This is a genomic window from Erwinia sp. MYb375, from assembly GCF_037479175.1.
Lineage (GTDB): Bacteria > Pseudomonadota > Gammaproteobacteria > Enterobacterales > Enterobacteriaceae > Erwinia > Erwinia rhapontici.
Genome location: NZ_JBBGZS010000023.1, coordinates 1767297 through 1783783 on the forward strand (window position 1 = coordinate 1767297; position 16487 = coordinate 1783783).

Sequence of the window (16487 nt, forward strand, 5' to 3'; positions counted from 1 at the left end):
ACTGTCCAGATTTGCTGCACGTATTATCAAGAAATCGTCAATTCAGGCGATTTTTATTCCCACCTCCGGCGTGGCAAAGGGCAAATGCAGGCTGATCATCAGCCCGCCTTCCGCTGGTAATGAGGCCACCAGCTGCCCGCCACAAGCTTCACAAATTGCCCGGGCTATCGACAGACCCAGCCCACTGCCGCCTGAGTGGCGTGCACGCGACGAGTCAGCCCGGGCAAATCGTTCGAACATCAGCGGCAGAAATTCCGCCTCCACGCCCGGCCCGCGATCGCGGAAGGTGATCAGATAGCCCTTTGGCTGGCGCTGAACATCGATATTCAGCACCTTGCCTTCGCCCGCATAGCGCAGGGCATTTTCCATCAGAATGGTAAAGACCTGCCCCAGACGAAACGGATCTCCGCGAAAAGGCGCAGGTGCGGCCGCTCTGACAGGCATATTCATCCCAGCCGCTTCCGCCTGTGGTTTCATCCATATCACGCGCTCGCGCAGCAGTTCGGTCAAATCGAAGGTACTCAGGCTGAACGACAGTTGTCCGGCATCGGCAAGCGATAACAGATGCAGCTCATCCGTCAGACGGTTCAGGTGCTGGAGCTGTTTCATCACCATGTTCAACTGGCCCGGGTCCGGCTCAAATACGCCGTCTATCATGCCCTGAAGGCGCCCTATCGCAGCTGTCAGCGGCGAACGCAGCTCGTGCGCCATCGCAACGTGGGAGGTGCGTAACTCACGATCGTAACGTTCAAGCTGCTGAGACATAAGATTAAAATCGTGGGTAAACTGCGCGAGTTCCGCGGGGGCGTGTTCCACCGTCCCTGCCCGCGTACCAAACTCACCGCGTGCCACCGATCGTGCTGCGGCCGCCAGGCGACTGAACTGTTCGGACAGCGGCCGCGCGGCGCGCAGCCCGAAGATAATAATGACCGGCAGCGCAATCACAATTAACGTCGCCAGCGTCAGCCAGTCGGATGAGGCGATGTCGGGCATCGAATAACCGATGCCCCAGCCGGCATCGATCAGTTGGTGAAAACGGGCAATATCCCGTTCCGGATGTTTCAACAGGACGGTCAGCTCCGCGCGTTGAGAGGCCGTCATATGGTTGAGCACCCAGTATTTCTGGATAACAAAACGCAGCCACATGCAGAAGGCGATTAAGACAACGGATCCCATCGCCAGCGCCAGGATCCTCATGCAAATCCAGCGCCACAGGCTCTGTTTTTTTTGCTGACTCATGGCTGTCTGAACCGGTAACCCACGCCGCGCACGTTATGCAGGACATCCGCAATGCCCGCATTTTCCAGCTTTTTACGCAGGTTATACATATGCGTATCGACCACGCGCTCCAGTGCTTCGCTCTCGGGAAGACAGCGTTCCAGCAGCAGTTGGCGAGAAAAGGGATAGGTCTGGGACTGCATCAGTGTGGTGAGCAATGAGAGTTCGGTCGGGGTAAGTTCCAGCCCCGTCACCTTACCCGCCCCGTCTCTGACAACGGCGGTGAGCGATTCAGCATCAACCTCCAGCCCCTGCCAGCGCAGGATCTCTTTGCGCGGGGTAAGGTTTGATGTACGGCGCAGCACCGCCTGAACGCGCGCAACTACCTCACCCGGGTTATACGGTTTTACCACGTAGTCATCGGCCCCATAGCGCAGTGCGCCAATTTTATCCGGCGTATCCCCCATCGCGGAGACCATGATCACCGGAATATCCCCTTTACGGCGCACGGCGGCCAGCACCTCTGTGCCATTCATGCCTGGCAGCATGATATCAAGCAAGATCAGGTCCGGCTTCCAGCTCTGCGACAAATCCAGCCCGGTGACTCCGTCGCTGGCGATAGCGACATGGTAATTCTCCCGGCGTAAATAGGCTTCCAGCACGTTAGCCGCATCCGCATCATCCTCAATAATCAGTACGCGTTTCATCTGCATGACATCACCTTGACTGTTTCTTCATAAAACCCTGGCAGTAAATTGACACTGCCTGTTCATCATTCGGTATCAGATGTGCGGCCACTTATGAGCCGTGATGATTCGGTGCTGAGGAGCGACGATGATAACCAGAAAATTTACCCTGTGCATTAGCTGTCTTGCCGTCATGAACATCAGTCTTATCGCCCGCGCCGCCGAGCCGGACCCGAAAAGCCTGACTCTGGGTATCGGGGCAACCAGTGCGCCGCGTTACAGTGGTTCCGACCAGCGCCAGTGGCAGTTTGTGCCGGTGATTCAGGCCCGCGATGGCGCGGTGTTTTTCGACTCGCAAAAAGGGCTGGGCTACGACCTGCAGGCCGACTCGGGGCTGTATCTGGAGCATACGCTGGGCTACAGCCTGGGGCGTTCGGATAAAAATGCCTCATGGCGCGACGGGTCTGACAAACTCAAAGGGATGGGAAATATTGACGCCACGCTGAATACGGCATTGGCCGTCGGCTGGACGATTGCGCCGTGGCTCTCTGTGGAAGGCAAAGCAACGCTGCCGTTAAGTGACAGTCAGGGCGTGCAGTATCAGACATCCGTAAACCTGATCCCGCTGCAAAATGAAAGCGACACCCTCGCCTTTCAGTCCGCCGCGCTGTTTGGCGACAGTCGCTCTATGAATACGTTTTACGGCGTCAATACACAGCAGAGTTCACGCAGTGGTTACCGTCGCTACGCTGCACCCGGCGGGCTGTATGGCGTACAAAACAGTCTGACGTGGGGACACCAGTTTACCCCGCAGTGGGGCACCACGCTGGTGGCGGGCTATACCTGGCTCAGTGACCATGCCGCCGACAGCCCGATTGTGTTCCGCCGTAATGAAGCCACCGCGACGGCTGCTATAACTTACACGTTTTAGTGACGATGAAGAGAACGAAACGCAGCCCCTCACGGTTTGAAAATTTTCTGACCGATTACGACATCCGCTTTGTGGCGTGTATTGTGGGGGGCATTGTTGTCGTTCATCTCATCGTTTATTACTTGATAGCCTATTGTGTCAGGTAATGGCCGCACAGGGAGTTCGCTTCTGTCATCACTCCTGCTGCATCTCCACCGAGGCGTTCTGCTGTGGCGGAACGCTTTGACTCTCATACAGTATCGGCCACTGGTCGCTGCTGTGCCAGGCATCACAGGTACTTTCCTGCGCATATTCTGCCAGCACAAACTGGCGGCCATTATACTGCCAGCGCGTGGCCACACCGCAGTCGCCCAGTCCACGATCTTTACTGAAGGTCAGCAGTTCACCGCGTGCTGCATCAAAATCGGCATTCACCAGCTCCAGTTGATTATCCGTGCGTTCCGGCGGAGAAAACGGCAGCGTCAGGGTAATGCTTTTCGACACATAAGGCTGACTGCGCGAGACTTCAAACGCCAGGTCAATAATGTTGTAAGCCCCCATTTCACAGCTGACCAGCAGCAGTGCCTTGTCATCACTGAGCGGTGAAACACTGACTTCGCGCCGCAGTGGGTTGAGCGAGCAGCTGTCGTTGTTAATCCGCCAGGTCGCAAAATCAATCAGCCCGGTGGACTCTTCCTGTGTTAACGCCTGGGGTGCATGCGGCGGCGCGCTGACTTGCGGCACTATCGGGGCAGGAGGGACGTTGCTGGCCGCACGGTCACCGCGCTGGATCCAGGCACTGGTGCTGTTAATTCTTCCCTGCACTTCATCCATTAACAGCAGCGCCGCTTTCAGTCCGTGAAGCCCAATCGTCGCATCCGCCCGGTAGAGCAGTTGAATGGTATCTGCATCCATCACCTGGGCGAGGAATTCATCAATTGAGATGCTGTGGGTGGTGCGCAGATGGTGCGGCTCAACCTCCCAGTGTTTGAGGTCGAGCTTTAACCGCTGTCCGTCCAGCAACAGGTTATCCTGCAATGCGCCGCCGGGCAGCTTGCCGCTGAAACGGTTGCCGTAATCAATGCGCAACTGTGCCGGGGCATCGCTGCCCGCATCCCGCTGTAGCGTCATTGCCAGGCCATTGTTTCCCGGAATACTGCGCACTTCGCAGCTGTTGAGGTTATTGCAGGTGATCTGCCAGTCAGAAAAGGTCTTCTGTAACGGCTGTGCCTGCACAGAAGCCGTACAAGAGAGAGAGAGTAGCCATAACCATTTCGTCCAGTAAGACATTGATCGATGAGGTCCCTGTTAGGTCATGCAGCAAAATAAACACCATCACGGACAATCCGTGTACAGCATTCATCATGCGCAGATCCTGCCAGCGTCTCAATCGGATTTATCGGACAGTCACCGTTGTCGGATAGCATGCAGACTCAATTGAGATGTAACCAGCCCACCAGCAGCGCATGCTGCAACAGGGTGACGGTTTTCCCGTCTTTAATGCGGCCATCTTTCACCATGGCCCAGGCCTCCGGGAAGGTTACCTCAAGGACATCAATGTCTTCGTCATCAATTCCGCCGCCCGCGTTTTCGCGCCGTGCCTCGCTGTACTCAGCGGCAAAGAAATGCACCATCTCGGTGACGCCGCCCGGCGACATATACAGCTCGAACAGCTTTTCCACGTCACCCACAACATAGCCGGTTTCCTCAATCGCTTCGCGACGAATGCAGTCTTCCGGTGAATCATCGTCCAGCAATCCCGCACAGGTCTCAATCAGCATCCCGCTGGGATTGCCATTCACCCAGGTGGCAATACGAAACTGACGCGTCAGCACCACGCTGTTTTTATCGCGGTTATACAACAGGATAGTCGCGCCATTACCGCGATCGTAAACTTCGCGTTTGTGACGCAGGGTGGTGCCATCTTTGGCGGTGAGATCGTAGGTGAAATTACGCAGAACGAACCAGTTCTCGGACAGAACTTTATTCTTGATGAGGTCGATCTTAGCTGACATACAGGCTCCGTGGTGATACTTCAGGAGCCTGCTATCTTAGATCGCAATAACCTGGAAAACTATCTGAAACGGGTCAGGCATGCCTGACCCCTACGTGCGTTGAGATTGTGGGGCCGTGGTATGCCTGCCCCCTACGTGCGTTGATATTGTAGGGGCCGTGGCATGCCTGCCCCCTACGTGCGTTGATATTGTAGGGGCCGTGGCATGCCTGACCCCTACGCGCGTTGAGAATGAAGGGGGGTGGCATGCCGCGCCCGTCAAGATTAGTGGTTTTGTTCTTCCTGAGCCAGAGCATGAACACGCTTACGCGCGCCAAACCAGCCGAGAACTAACACCACTGCAATCAGGGGGATCGCCGCGATAGTGTAAGTACCGTTCGGGTAGTCGAACGCCATCAGCACCAGCACGCTGAACAGGAACAACAGCGTTAACCAGGAGGTAAACGGTGCCCACGGCAGCTTGAAGCTGACATCTTCTGCCTTGCCTTCTTTGATCGCTTTGCGCAGACGCATCTGACACACCACGATAAAGGCCCAGGAGGACAGGATACCCAGCGCCGCCACGTTCAGCACGATTTCAAAGACGCGTGAAGGCACCACGTAGTTCAGGTAAACACCAATGATGTAAACACCGATGGTCACCAGAATACCCATATAAGGCACCTGCTGGCCGCTCATTTTAGACATGAACTTCGGTGCAGATCCGCCCATCGACATCGAGCGCAAGATACGCCCTGTTGAATAGAGACCCGAGTTCAGACTGGACAGCGCCGCACTCAGCACCACGATATTCATGATGCTGCCTACGTAAGGCACACCCAGCTTAGAGAAGAAGGTAACAAACGGGCTCTGCCCTGCCTGGTAGGCATTCCACGGCAGCAACAGCACCAGCAGCACCACGGAACCGACGTAGAACAAACCAATACGCCAGATCACGCTGTTGATCGCTTTTGGCAGCATGGTTTTCGGGTCTTTACATTCCCCTGCCGCCGTTCCCACCAGTTCAATGGAGGCGAAAGCAAAGACCACGCCCTGAACTAATACCAGTGCCGGCATCAGGCCATTCGGGAAGAAGCCGCCGTTATCGCTGATCAGGTGGAAACCGGTCGCGTTACCATCCAGCGGCTTACCGCTGCCGAGGAACACCACACCGACGACCAGGAAGATCACAATCGCCAGCACTTTAATCAACGCAAACCAGAACTCCATCTCGGCAAACCACTTCACACCGATCATGTTCATGGTACCCACAATGGCTAACGCACCGAGGGCAAACACCCACTGTGGCACATCACCAAATGCGCCCCAGTAGTGCATATACAGTGCAACGGCGGTGATATCGACAATACCGGTCATTGCCCAGTTGACGAAATACATCCAGCCCGCAACATAAGAGGCTTTTTCACCGAGGAATTCACGGGAGTAAGATACGAAACTGCCGCTTGATGGGCGGTGTAACACCAGTTCACCCAGCGCACGGAGAATGAAGAAAGAGAAAATACCACAGACCAGATAGACGATGGCCAGTGCAGGCCCGGCGGCTTGCAGGCGGGAACCGGCGCCCAGGAACAGCCCTGTACCAATCGCACCACCGATGGCAATCATCTGAACGTGGCGATTGTCCATCGCTTTATGGTAGCCAGAATCATGCGAGTTTAACCAACGTCTTTTTGCTGCGCGTTTTTCAGCGCCAGATTTTTTTTCAGCGTTCATTTTCTATCCTGTTGTCCTGTCCACAATGTGATGCGGCACCCTGTCCCGGGTATCCTGTTTTCTTATAGGCCAACCAAACGATTGCGTAGCGTGATGCATCGCTGGTCGATCCGCCTGCCTGCTGTAGTTTTATTGATGACGCAAGCAGGGAAATCGTGGCGATGCATCCTAACCGTTCTGATTAATCGACGCAAAAAATCCACGCTGGAAATCGTGAGCTTTTGTAATTTTTGTCGGATGGCGCATAAAAAAACCGACCACAATTTGCGGTCGGTCAGTGAAAACACTAAGAACTACACAGGGACATACAGGGGACTACACAGGGATTACTGGGCTGGGGTAAAACGGGTCTTAACGATAAATCTCGGCGTTTCCGCTCCACTGGCTGGAGTCGCCGGGAGTGTCAACACCAATCACGCGATAACTGCTGGCACCCATCGCATCGGCTTTTTTCGCTAGCTGGTGAGTGGCATCATCCAGCGAGCCTCTGACGCCTGAAACGGAAACGGTGCCAATGCTTTGTAAGCTGGTCGCCTGGCTTTTATCGACCTGCGTGGCCGCCAGGGTAGAAAATGAGGTCGCAGCGAGCAAGGTCGCCACAATCAAAGCGGGGAAAGTCTTGTTCATCATGATGCTCCTCAATGCGTTAATTAATGATGTAGTGACGGGATTGATTATTACCGATTCAATGAAAAGCAGAGTGAGCATTCAGTAAAGGCATTAAAACATTGTTGACGTAGAGCGTTTACGCGCCAAGAAACGTAAAGGAGTATGTCAAAACCCCGGGGATGTAACCGCCCATGACAGGCCCGGCCTGGCCCTTCTGTAAACGATGACATGACGTTATAATCACCCTTATTAAACTAAGGATAATTACTTTGCCCCTCACACGCTCACTGACCTCCAGCCTCGCCCGCGCCTTGTTTGCGATAGTCGTGCTCTCCGTTATCTCAAGCGGCCTGGCGCTATTAATGCTGTCCGGCAGCCTGCGCGATGCGGAAGCGGTCAATCTGGCGGGGTCACTGCGTATGCAGGTCTGGCGACTGAACTGGGACGTCACCGCCCACTCTCCGCTTTATGCGCAGCATATGGCGGACTATCAGCGCACCTTACACTCACCTGCCCTCACGGCGCTGGATCGTTTCTATGTGCCTGCTACCGTGCGTCAGCGCTATCGGGAACTGCTGATGGCGGCACAACACCCCGCCTCTCAGATGGCCGGGAACCCGGGTCAGGTAATCCATCAGGTCGCGCAAATCGATCGGTTCGTGCTGGCGTTGCAGCACTGGGCGGAACGCAAGATGCGCCTGGCTGCCCTGACCTGTTTGCTGGGATTTGTGGCGATCGCGCTGCTGGTGTATCTCATTCTGCGCCGTATACGGCAGAGCGTGGTTGGGCCGTTGCAGCAATTGGTCAGCGCCAGCGAAGCGATTGAACAGACCGATTTTCATCTGCCCCCGCTCAGTACCCACCTGCCCAATGAGCTTGGCGTGCTGGCGCGGGCGTTTACCCGGATGTCAGGCGAGCTGGAAAAGTCATGGCGGGCAATGTCGTTGAACGTTGAGGAAAAAACCGCTGATTTAACACGCGCTAACCGCCGTCTCAGCCTGCTGTATGCCTGTTCGCAGCAGCTCAGCCATAGCATGAAAGGGCAGGAGGCGTTTTTGCAGACGCTGCAGCTGGTGTCTGAGCATGAAAAGCTCAGTTTCATTGCCTTGTCTACGCCCGAGTTTGGCTCACTGTCTGTCGGTCACATTCTGGCCGACAGACAGTGGCAAATGCTGCCGTTACGCCGGCACCCGCAGCAGCCTGTCTGCGGAGAACTGCGCTGGCAGGCCGATCATAACGAGTCGCCGCTGATGAACAGTGTGGCTTCGCTGCTGGTCCATGCGCTGGAACTGTGGCAGGCCCAGCAGCAGGTACAAAGCCTGCTGCTGCTGCAAGAGCGGGCGGCGATTGCCCGTGAACTGCATGACTCGCTGGCACAATCCCTGACCTTTTTACGAATTCAACTGGTCAGGTTAAAGCGCGCACTCAACGCTGATGCAGCAACCGAGCGGGCTATCGTGGAAGAGTTTGAGCAGGCGCTATCCACGGCTAACCGTCAGCTACGTGAGTTGTTAACCACTTTCCGTCTGAGCATTGAGCCTGCCAGCCTGGCGCGGGCGCTGGAACAGGTGATCGCCCCACTGCGCCCACAAAGCACGGCCGCCATCACACTAGCGTGCCAGATGGATGTCCAGCTGGTGGCCCAACAGCATATCCATGTATTACAGATCGTACGTGAAGCCCTGCTCAATGCGGTACGTCATGCTCATGCAACGGAAATCTGTGTCAGTGGCGATAACCATCCCACAGAAGGGATAACCCTCACCATCTGCGATAACGGCGTGGGTATGGCCACAATCGAAGAGCCGGAAGGACATTACGGCCTGAATATTATGCATGAACGCGCTGCCCTGCTGAACGGCGAATTAACGATTGCGCGTCATGCGAACGGAGGCACCTGCGTGTCTTTGCACTTTAAACCGCTCACTGAAAGCGGACCGGGAAAGGAATAATGATCATGGAAGAGCATAAAAAAATCAGTGTGATGATTGTCGACGATCATCCGTTGATGCGTCAGGGCATTCGCCAGCTACTGGCGCTGGAACCCCTTTTTAACATTGTGGCTGACGTCAGTAACGGTGAAGACGCCCTGATCAGCGCACGGGAACTGCACCCGGCGTTAATCCTGTTAGACCTGAATATGAAGGGGTTATCCGGGCTGGAGACACTGCATGCACTGAGAGCCGAGAATATCCTTTCACGTGTCATCGTGCTGACCGTCTCTGACCATCGCCGCGACATTGCCGCCCTGCTGGAGGCTGGCGTCAATGGTTACCTCCTGAAAGACAGCGAACCGGAAACGTTACTGCATCACATTATTTTGGTGGCCAAAGGCGGTAGCGCCTTCAGTGCGCCATTAGAGGCATTGCGTTACCACGATAACGGAAAGGCCGACCCGTTCATCAACCTGACGCTTCGTGAACGGGATGTGATGAAAGCGGTGGCGTTGGGTCTTTCCAATAAAGAGGTGGCAGAGAAGCTGGAGATTTCAGATCAAACGGTCAAAGTGCATATGCGCAACGTCACACGCAAACTAAATGTACGCTCCAGGGTAGCGGCTACCGTGCTGTGGCTGGCGTCGCATCACGCCGGTGTGTAACGAAAACGCGTCGGGTCAGCACGATAATTTACATATTCTCCTCAATTTCTCCACGATTGTTCGCGCAACCACGAGTAAAGTGATTCACTGCCGGAGCGCGTTGAATAATTAGAGAAATTTGCTCCGCAGTGAACGCTCAAACGCCGCAGGGAACACAGGCATTCTTTTCTTCTTTTTCAGACAACATGCTGCGGAGCTTGAGATGGCGAATTTCTTTATCGACCGCCCGATATTTGCCTGGGTACTGGCGATCCTTATGTGCCTGACGGGTGGGCTGGCGATTGTTTCCCTGCCCATTGAACAATATCCTGACCTGGCTCCCCCCAACGTCCGCATCACCGCGAATTATCCTGGTGCCTCTGCTGAAACACTTGAAAACACCGTGACCCAGGTGATTGAGCAGAACATGACGGGCATCGATAACCTGATGTACATGTCGTCGCAGAGCAGCAATACCGGCCAGGCAACCATCACGCTGACCTTCGAAGCCGGGACTAACCCTGACGAAGCGCGCCAGCAGGTGCAGAATCAGCTGCAGACCGCGCTGCGTAAACTGCCGCAGGATGTGCAGTCTCAGGGGGTGACGGTCAATAAAACCGGCGACACCAATATTCTGATGGTGGCTTTCGTTTCCACCGACGGCAGCATGGATAAGCAGGATATTTCTGACTATGTGGCCAGTAATATTCAGGATCCTCTCAGCCGGATTGACGGAGTGGGCCAGGTCGATGCTTACGGTTCACAATATGCGATGCGCATCTGGCTCGATCCTGACAAGCTGATTAACTATGCCATGACCACGGGCGATGTCGTCAGCGCCATCGAATCACAAAACAGTCAGGTCGCTGTGGGCCAGCTCGGTGGGCTGCCCTCCGTTGACCGCCAGGCACTGAATGCCACCATTAACTCCCAGTCGCTGTTGCAGACACCGGAACAGTTCCGCGCTATTACGCTCAAGGTCAATTCGGATGGCTCGGTCGTCACGCTGGGTGACGTGGCGCAGATTGAACTGGGCGCGGAGAAATATGACTACCTCAGCCGCTATAACGGCATGGCGGCGTCAGGGCTGGGGATTAAGCTGGCATCCGGTGCCAACGAGCTGCAGACGGATACGCTGGTACGCGCCCGCCTTGACGAACTGTCCCACTACTTCCCGCACGGACTCAAAGCCGAAATTGCCTATGAAACCACGCCGTTTGTCAAAGCCTCCATCGAGGATGTGGTGAAAACGCTGTTTGAAGCGGTGCTGCTGGTCTTCCTTGTCATGTACCTGTTCCTGCAAAATTTCCGTGCCACGCTGATCCCGACGATTGCCGTTCCGGTGGTACTGCTGGGCACCTTCGGCGTGCTTTACACCTTTGGCTACAGCATTAATACCCTGACGATGTTTGCGATGGTGCTGGCCATCGGCCTGCTGGTGGATGATGCCATCGTGGTGGTGGAAAACGTCGAACGAATAATGAGTGAAGAGGGGTTATCCCCGCGGGAAGCCACGCGTAAATCGATGGGACAGATACAGGGGGCGCTGGTGGGTATTGCCCTGGTACTGTCGGCGGTATTTATTCCGATGGCGTTCTTTGGCGGCACCACCGGTGCGATCTATCGTCAATTTTCTGTGACCATTGTATCCGCCATGGTGCTGTCGGTGCTGGTGGCAATGATCCTCACCCCGGCCCTCTGCGCCACACTGCTTAAACCGCTGGCGAAGGGCCATCATCACGGGCGGCGCGGTTTCTTTGGCTGGTTTAACCGCATGTTCAACCGTAGCGCCGATCGCTACGAGCGTGGCGTGGGGAAAATTCTCGCCAAAGGCGGCCGCTGGCTGCTGCTCTATCTGGCGCTGATTGGCATTATGGCCTTCCTGTTTCTCCGCCTGCCGACGTCATTCCTGCCGCTGGAAGATCGCGGCATCTTCACGACTCAGGTCCAGCTGCCACCAGGTTCCACCCTGCAACAGACCATGAAAGTGGTGGAAAAGGTGGAGAAATATTATCTGACAGAAGAGAAAGACAACGTGCTGTCGGTGTTTGCCACGGTCGGTGCCGGGCCGGGCGGTAACGGGCAAAACGTGGCGCGTATGTTTGTGCGACTGAAAGACTGGCAGGATCGTACCGACAGCCACAACACCGCCTTCGCCATTATCGAACGCGCCACCAAAGCCTTCGAAAAAATCAACGAGGCAAAAGTGATCGCCAGCAGCCCGCCAGCGATCACCGGCCTGGGTAACTCCGCCGGGTTTGATATGGAGTTGCAGGATCACGCAGGGCTGGGCCATAACGCTCTAATGAACGCGCGTAATACGCTGCTGGAGATGACACAGAAAAATCCGCAGCTGACCCGGGTACGCCACAACGGTCTGGATGACAGCCCGCAGCTGCGTATTGATATTGACCAGCGTAAAGCCCAGGCGCTGGGCGTATCGCTTGATGATATTAATGCCACGCTGCAAACGGGCTGGGGCTCAACCTATGTGAATGACTTCCTCGACCGCGGGCGTGTGAAAAAGGTCTATGTTCAGGCCGATGCAAAATTCCGTATGCTGCCAGACGACATCAGCAAATGGTATGTACGCAACAGCAGCGGTCAGATGGTGCCCTTTACCGCCTTTGCCCGTTCACACTGGGAGAGTGGCTCCCCACGTCTGGAACGTTACAACGGTTATTCTGCGGTCGAGATTGTGGGTGAATCCGCCGCGGGCGTCAGTAACGGGGCTGCAATGGAGGTGATGGAGAAGCTGGTCAGCCAACTGCCCGCCGGGATTGGCCTGCAGTGGACCGGGGCATCGCTTCAGGAGCGTATGACCGGTGCCCAGGCACCTGCCCTGTATGCGCTGTCGTTACTGGTGGTGTTCCTTTGTCTGGCCGCGTTATACGAGAGCTGGTCAATCCCGTTCTCGGTGATGCTGGTAGTTCCATTAGGCGTGATTGGGGCGCTGGTCGCCACCTGGTTACGCGGGCTGGAAAACGATGTTTACTTCCAGGTTGGTTTACTGACGGTGATCGGCCTGTCAGCCAAGAACGCCATTTTGATTGTCGAGTTTGCCAATGAGATTAATACGCGCGGGCGCGATCTGGTCGAAGCGACACTGGAAGCCTCGCGCCAGCGTCTGCGGCCGATTCTGATGACCTCTCTGGCCTTTATCTTCGGTGTGCTGCCGATGGTGATTAGCAATGGAGCAGGTTCCAGCAGCCAGCATGCGGTGGGAACAGGGGTAATGGGCGGGATGATCTCGGCTACTGTGCTGGCGATATTCTTCGTCCCGCTGTTCTTTGTGCTGGTTCGCCGACGTTTCCCGCTGAAAGATAAGTCTCAGTAAATAAAGTAAAAAGGCAGCCGGTGAAGGGCTGCCTTTTATAATTTCGGTAACTGAAGGTAAAGCATTTTGATGCGGTCGCCGTGCTTTTCTTTTCTCAAATTCATTACTTACGTAACATCGTTTCGATAAAGTCTTTCCAGTTCCCCAGTTCTAAATCAATCATAATATCCTCTCTTTTTTTGTAGGTTCATTTTAAGAGCATTCCTAAGCAAAAGAAAGACGGGGATCACAATTGCTGCTATCGGCGGAAACCCTTTAAAGGGCACGTGATGGATTTGTGCGGCAACGCACAGTTCGTAGGTAATGATTTCGCAGGAAATTATTAGCAGTAGCACAGAATGGGCTTTTGCGCTGTTGACCAAAAATAAATCAGCCATCGGGGGGCACTACCTGTCACTGCCTTGCCAGCAAGATAAAACATCGACCCCTGGCGGGGCCGGCTGCATCATTACTTGAGAATGATCACTTTGTCATAACCACCACTCTCACTGTCAATATGCGTTTTAGCATCGGGATGCTCACGCATCACCGCGTCAACAACATGTGCGAACTCTTCACAGCGGGTTTTCTTTTTACGCTTCAGCACAATAGTCGACTGGGTCTCTTCTACCGTATGTGCGGCAGACTCTTTCATGTAGTTCATCGCTCCCCTCCTCTCGATCGCGGGCTTTCTGCCCCGGTAAACGGTGCTCATAGCCATGATGCTACGTTGAGCTCTCCCGAATATAGATGAATCCCACAAAAAACAGAAGGGTACAGAAGTCTGACTTTTACTGACTGCGCATCAAACGTTCTTAAGATGTCTCCGCCTTTCCTCACCCTAAGGGCTGCCTGTTGGTGCCATCCGCTGTAGACTGAATGTCAGACACATATTCACTGGCGCAGGAATCCCTTTTTCATGACAGACAACACCGCAAAAAACACGTTAACGATGTATGGCATTAAAAACTGTGACACCATCAAAAAAGCCCGAAAATACCTGGAAAGCCAGGGCGTGGACTATCAGTTCCATGACTACCGCGCAGACGGGCTGGATGCCGCTTTGCTTCAGCAATTTATCGATGCGCTCGGCTGGCAGGCGCTGCTCAATACCCGGGGTACTACCTGGCGGAAACTGGAAGAGTCGGAGCGTAATGCGGTGGATAATCCAGCAACTGCGCTGAAGTTGATGCTGGTACAGCCTGCAATCATTAAACGCCCGTTGCTCTGTGCGCCAGACGGCTCTATGCTGCTGGGCTTTAGTGAAACCACCTATACGCCGTTTATCCAGGAGAAGTCATAATTATGCACTGTCCGGTCATTGAGCTGACGCAGCAGCTTATTCGTCGCCCTTCCCTCAGCCCTGACGATGCGGGTTGCCAGGCGATTCTGATTGCCCGTCTCCAGGCGCTGGGTTTCACTATCGAACCGATGAATATGGGCGACACGCTGAACTTCTGGGCATGGCGCGGCGAAGGCGAAACGCTGGCGTTTGCCGGCCACACTGACGTGGTGCCCACCGGCGATGCAAATCTGTGGATCAATCCCCCGTTTGAACCGACGATCCGCGACGGCATGTTATTTGGCCGTGGCGCGGCTGATATGAAAGGGTCGCTGGCCGCGATGACCGTTGCCGCTGAACGCTTTGTCACAGCACACCCGAATCATAAAGGGCGTCTGGCTTTCCTGATCACTTCCGATGAAGAGGCCAGCGGGACTCATGGCACCGTTAAGGTGGTGGAAGCGCTGATGGCGCGCAACGAACGTATGGACTACTGCCTGGTGGGCGAACCCTCCAGCACCGAAGTGGTGGGCGATGTGGTCAAAAATGGTCGTCGCGGCTCGATTACCGCCAATCTGACTATCCACGGCGTTCAGGGCCATGTGGCTTATCCGCACCTGGCTGATAACCCGATACATCGGGCGATGCCTGCGCTGAACGAGCTGGTCGCTACCGAGTGGGATCGCGGTAATGAATTCTTCCCGCCGACCAGCATGCAGATTGCCAACGTCCAGGCTGGCACCGGGAGCAACAATGTCATTCCCGGCGACTGTTTTGTGCAGTTCAATTTCCGTTTCAGTACCGAGCTGACCGATGTACTGATTCAGCAGAAAGTGCAGGAGCTGCTCGACCGCCACCAGTTGCGTTACAGCATTGAGTGGACACTCTCCGGGCAACCTTTCCTGACGTCACGCGGGAAACTGGTGGATGCGGTGGTCAACGCGGTTGAGCACTATAATGAGATCAAGCCGCAACTGTTAACCACTGGCGGCACCTCTGACGGACGCTTTATTGCCCGTATGGGCGCACAGGTTGTGGAACTCGGCCCGGTGAATGCCACCATTCATAAAATCAATGAGTGCGTCAAAGCCGCCGACCTGCAGCTCCTTAGCCGCATGTACCAGCGGATCATGGAACAGCTGATCGCATAAAGGTGAGATGATGGAATTTATAAAACATTACTGGTGGATCCTGGTGATCCTGCTGATGATTGGTATTCTGATGAACGTCTACAAAGACCTGAAGCGTATCGATCACAAAAAGTTTCTCGATAACAAACCTGAACTGCCTCCGCATCGTGATTTCAACGATAAGTGGGATGACGAAGACGACTGGCCGAAAAAGAAATAGCACCATGAAACACAAAGGCCGATCGAAACAGATGATCGGCCTTTGTGCGTTCATTGCAGGGGCGGACTTTCTTTTGCGGTCCGCCCAGATCCCTCACATCACATCAACGCCACAACATCCTCATCGCCCGGTTTACTGCCGCTAAACGCTTCATCAAAGTAGCGACGCGGCACGGTAAATTGCAGGCGATCGAGCGCAAACTGCATCGCGCGGTCATCAATGGCATGGGGAAGGTCGGGGACGATATCCAGTGTGACATCGCCCCCGAGCGCCGTTAACCGCTCCTCCGCGTCCAGCGCATGGGTCAACGGCAGCACAGTATCATTATCGCCGTGGATCAGATGGATGGTGGTGCGTGTGCCCGCCTGCTGTGGCAACGTGACATAGCGGCCGCTAAACGCCACCACCCGCCCAGCCAGCCCGCTCTGTGACTTCACCGCTTCCAGCACCATCGTTGCCCCCTGAGAAAAGCCAATCAGCGCCGTAGCATCTGCTTTGACACCGCTTTGCTGCTGCCAGTGGCGAACGCTAGCGATAAACCCGTCCATCACCTCCGCCACCGCCTGCTGGGGTTCGGCCGCAGAGGGATCAAACCACTGGAATCCCCCTTCCGCATTCTGCTCCGGCCCGCCGATGCTCACCACCAACGCACGGGGAAATGCGCCGGTAAACCAGCGGCCAATTTCACTCATGGCGACCGGATTATCGCCCGCAGCGTGATACAGCAAAAACAGTTGGCTCGGGGGTAACGAGGGGTTCTGGACGACAACATGGTCATATTTCATCAGGATCTCCTTAATGCGATAAGACG

Annotated in this window: 16 protein-coding genes; 7 read left to right on the top strand and 9 right to left on the bottom strand. The window is 55.1% G+C overall.

What is annotated here, in order from left to right; all coding sequences use genetic code 11:
- Nucleotides 1-42: 42 nt before the first annotated feature.
- Nucleotides 43-1239 carry a sensor histidine kinase gene (locus WH279_RS20940; RefSeq protein WP_339458385.1) on the bottom strand — a complete coding sequence of 399 codons (1197 nt, stop codon included), beginning with the start codon at nucleotides 1237-1239 and terminating at the stop codon, nucleotides 43-45.
- Nucleotides 1236-1931, bottom strand: coding sequence for a response regulator (locus tag WH279_RS20945; protein WP_339458386.1), 696 nt, complete (start codon nucleotides 1929-1931; stop codon nucleotides 1236-1238). Before WH279_RS20945 ends, WH279_RS20940 begins: the two co-directional genes overlap by 4 nt.
- A gap of 121 nt (nucleotides 1932-2052) precedes the next feature.
- On the opposite strand from WH279_RS20945, the gene WH279_RS20950 reads away from it, so the two are divergent.
- On the top strand, nucleotides 2053-2835 hold the full coding sequence (locus tag WH279_RS20950; protein WP_339458387.1) for a MipA/OmpV family protein: 783 nt from the start codon (nucleotides 2053-2055) through the stop codon (nucleotides 2833-2835).
- 174 nt (nucleotides 2836-3009) lie between these two features.
- Here the strand turns inward: WH279_RS20950 and WH279_RS20955 are convergent, their stop codons facing one another.
- From WH279_RS20955 to WH279_RS20970, 4 genes are all read right to left on the bottom strand, one after another.
- Nucleotides 3010-4104: a DUF1176 domain-containing protein gene (locus WH279_RS20955; protein WP_339458389.1), complete on the bottom strand. Its 1095-nt coding sequence runs from the start codon at nucleotides 4102-4104 to the stop codon at nucleotides 3010-3012.
- 143 nt (nucleotides 4105-4247) lie between these two features.
- Nucleotides 4248-4829 (bottom strand): GDP-mannose pyrophosphatase NudK, encoded by a 582-nt coding sequence (gene nudK, locus WH279_RS20960; RefSeq protein WP_339458391.1) that lies wholly within the window; start codon nucleotides 4827-4829, stop codon nucleotides 4248-4250.
- Between the two features lie 263 nt (nucleotides 4830-5092).
- Nucleotides 5093-6541 carry an L-asparagine permease gene (gene ansP / locus WH279_RS20965; RefSeq protein WP_133845922.1) on the bottom strand — a complete coding sequence of 483 codons (1449 nt, stop codon included), beginning with the start codon at nucleotides 6539-6541 and terminating at the stop codon, nucleotides 5093-5095.
- 351 nt (nucleotides 6542-6892) lie between these two features.
- Nucleotides 6893-7168, bottom strand: a complete 276-nt coding sequence (locus tag WH279_RS20970; protein ID WP_200643973.1) for a DUF1471 domain-containing protein — start codon at nucleotides 7166-7168, stop codon at nucleotides 6893-6895.
- A gap of 251 nt (nucleotides 7169-7419) precedes the next feature.
- On the opposite strand from WH279_RS20970, the gene narQ reads away from it, so the two are divergent.
- The 3 genes from narQ (at nucleotide 7420) to acrD (ending at nucleotide 13065) form a co-directional block, all read left to right on the top strand.
- Complete coding sequence (gene narQ / locus WH279_RS20975; RefSeq protein ID WP_339458394.1) at nucleotides 7420-9102, top strand: nitrate/nitrite two-component system sensor histidine kinase NarQ; 1683 nt, start codon at nucleotides 7420-7422, stop codon at nucleotides 9100-9102.
- Nucleotides 9102-9749: a response regulator gene (locus tag WH279_RS20980; protein WP_339458396.1), complete on the top strand. Its 648-nt coding sequence runs from the start codon at nucleotides 9102-9104 to the stop codon at nucleotides 9747-9749. Before narQ ends, WH279_RS20980 begins: the two co-directional genes overlap by 1 nt.
- 202 nt (nucleotides 9750-9951) lie before the next feature.
- Complete coding sequence (gene acrD / locus WH279_RS20985; RefSeq protein ID WP_339458398.1) at nucleotides 9952-13065, top strand: multidrug efflux RND transporter permease AcrD; 3114 nt, start codon at nucleotides 9952-9954, stop codon at nucleotides 13063-13065.
- A gap of 103 nt (nucleotides 13066-13168) precedes the next feature.
- Here the strand turns inward: acrD and ypfM are convergent, their stop codons facing one another.
- Both ypfM and WH279_RS20995 read right to left on the bottom strand, forming a co-directional pair.
- A complete protein-coding gene (gene ypfM, locus WH279_RS20990; RefSeq protein ID WP_118665656.1) occupies nucleotides 13169-13228 on the bottom strand; it encodes a protein YpfM in 60 nt (19 codons plus the stop codon).
- Between the two features lie 285 nt (nucleotides 13229-13513).
- The gene (locus WH279_RS20995; protein WP_133845918.1) at nucleotides 13514-13708 is read right to left on the bottom strand and encodes a hypothetical protein; all 195 of its coding nucleotides are present in this window, start codon (nucleotides 13706-13708) and stop codon (nucleotides 13514-13516) included.
- Between the two features lie 255 nt (nucleotides 13709-13963).
- Between WH279_RS20995 and WH279_RS21000 the strand changes: the two genes are divergently transcribed.
- Genes WH279_RS21000 through WH279_RS21010 form a run of 3 tightly spaced genes read left to right on the top strand, consistent with a single transcriptional unit; the run spans nucleotide 13964 to nucleotide 15676 of the window.
- On the top strand, nucleotides 13964-14347 hold the full coding sequence (locus tag WH279_RS21000; protein ID WP_339458400.1) for an ArsC family reductase: 384 nt from the start codon (nucleotides 13964-13966) through the stop codon (nucleotides 14345-14347).
- A gap of 2 nt (nucleotides 14348-14349) precedes the next feature.
- On the top strand, nucleotides 14350-15477 hold the full coding sequence (gene dapE, locus WH279_RS21005) for a succinyl-diaminopimelate desuccinylase (protein WP_133845916.1): 1128 nt from the start codon (nucleotides 14350-14352) through the stop codon (nucleotides 15475-15477).
- Between the two features lie 10 nt (nucleotides 15478-15487).
- Entirely contained in the window at nucleotides 15488-15676 is a 189-nt protein-coding gene (locus WH279_RS21010) for a YpfN family protein (protein WP_062744795.1), read from the top strand.
- A gap of 98 nt (nucleotides 15677-15774) precedes the next feature.
- On the opposite strand, the gene ypfH is transcribed toward WH279_RS21010, so the two are convergent.
- Entirely contained in the window at nucleotides 15775-16461 is a 687-nt protein-coding gene (gene ypfH / locus WH279_RS21015) for an esterase (protein WP_339458403.1), read from the bottom strand.
- Nucleotides 16462-16487: the final 26 nt, after the last annotated feature.

Bases quoted from the DNA above. Each gene is read 5' to 3' on its own strand.
- WH279_RS21010 (WP_062744795.1), top strand. From the start codon at position 15,488: ATGGAATTTATAAAACATTACTGGTGGATCCTGGTGATCCTGCTGATG.
- WH279_RS20980 (WP_339458396.1), top strand. From the start codon at position 9,102: ATGATCATGGAAGAGCATAAAAAAATCAGTGTGATGATTGTCGACGAT.
- acrD (WP_339458398.1), top strand. From the start codon at position 9,952: ATGGCGAATTTCTTTATCGACCGCCCGATATTTGCCTGGGTACTGGCG.
- ansP (WP_133845922.1), bottom strand. From the start codon at position 6,541: ATGAACGCTGAAAAAAAATCTGGCGCTGAAAAACGCGCAGCAAAAAGA.
- ypfH (WP_339458403.1), bottom strand. From the start codon at position 16,461: ATGAAATATGACCATGTTGTCGTCCAGAACCCCTCGTTACCCCCGAGC.
- WH279_RS20995 (WP_133845918.1), bottom strand. From the start codon at position 13,708: ATGAACTACATGAAAGAGTCTGCCGCACATACGGTAGAAGAGACCCAG.
- WH279_RS21000 (WP_339458400.1), top strand. From the start codon at position 13,964: ATGACAGACAACACCGCAAAAAACACGTTAACGATGTATGGCATTAAA.
- WH279_RS20950 (WP_339458387.1), top strand. From the start codon at position 2,053: ATGATAACCAGAAAATTTACCCTGTGCATTAGCTGTCTTGCCGTCATG.
- nudK (WP_339458391.1), bottom strand. From the start codon at position 4,829: ATGTCAGCTAAGATCGACCTCATCAAGAATAAAGTTCTGTCCGAGAAC.
- WH279_RS20970 (WP_200643973.1), bottom strand. From the start codon at position 7,168: ATGAACAAGACTTTCCCCGCTTTGATTGTGGCGACCTTGCTCGCTGCG.
- WH279_RS20945 (WP_339458386.1), bottom strand. From the start codon at position 1,931: ATGCAGATGAAACGCGTACTGATTATTGAGGATGATGCGGATGCGGCT.
- WH279_RS20940 (WP_339458385.1), bottom strand. From the start codon at position 1,239: ATGAGTCAGCAAAAAAAACAGAGCCTGTGGCGCTGGATTTGCATGAGG.
- dapE (WP_133845916.1), top strand. From the start codon at position 14,350: ATGCACTGTCCGGTCATTGAGCTGACGCAGCAGCTTATTCGTCGCCCT.
- WH279_RS20955 (WP_339458389.1), bottom strand. From the start codon at position 4,104: ATGTCTTACTGGACGAAATGGTTATGGCTACTCTCTCTCTCTTGTACG.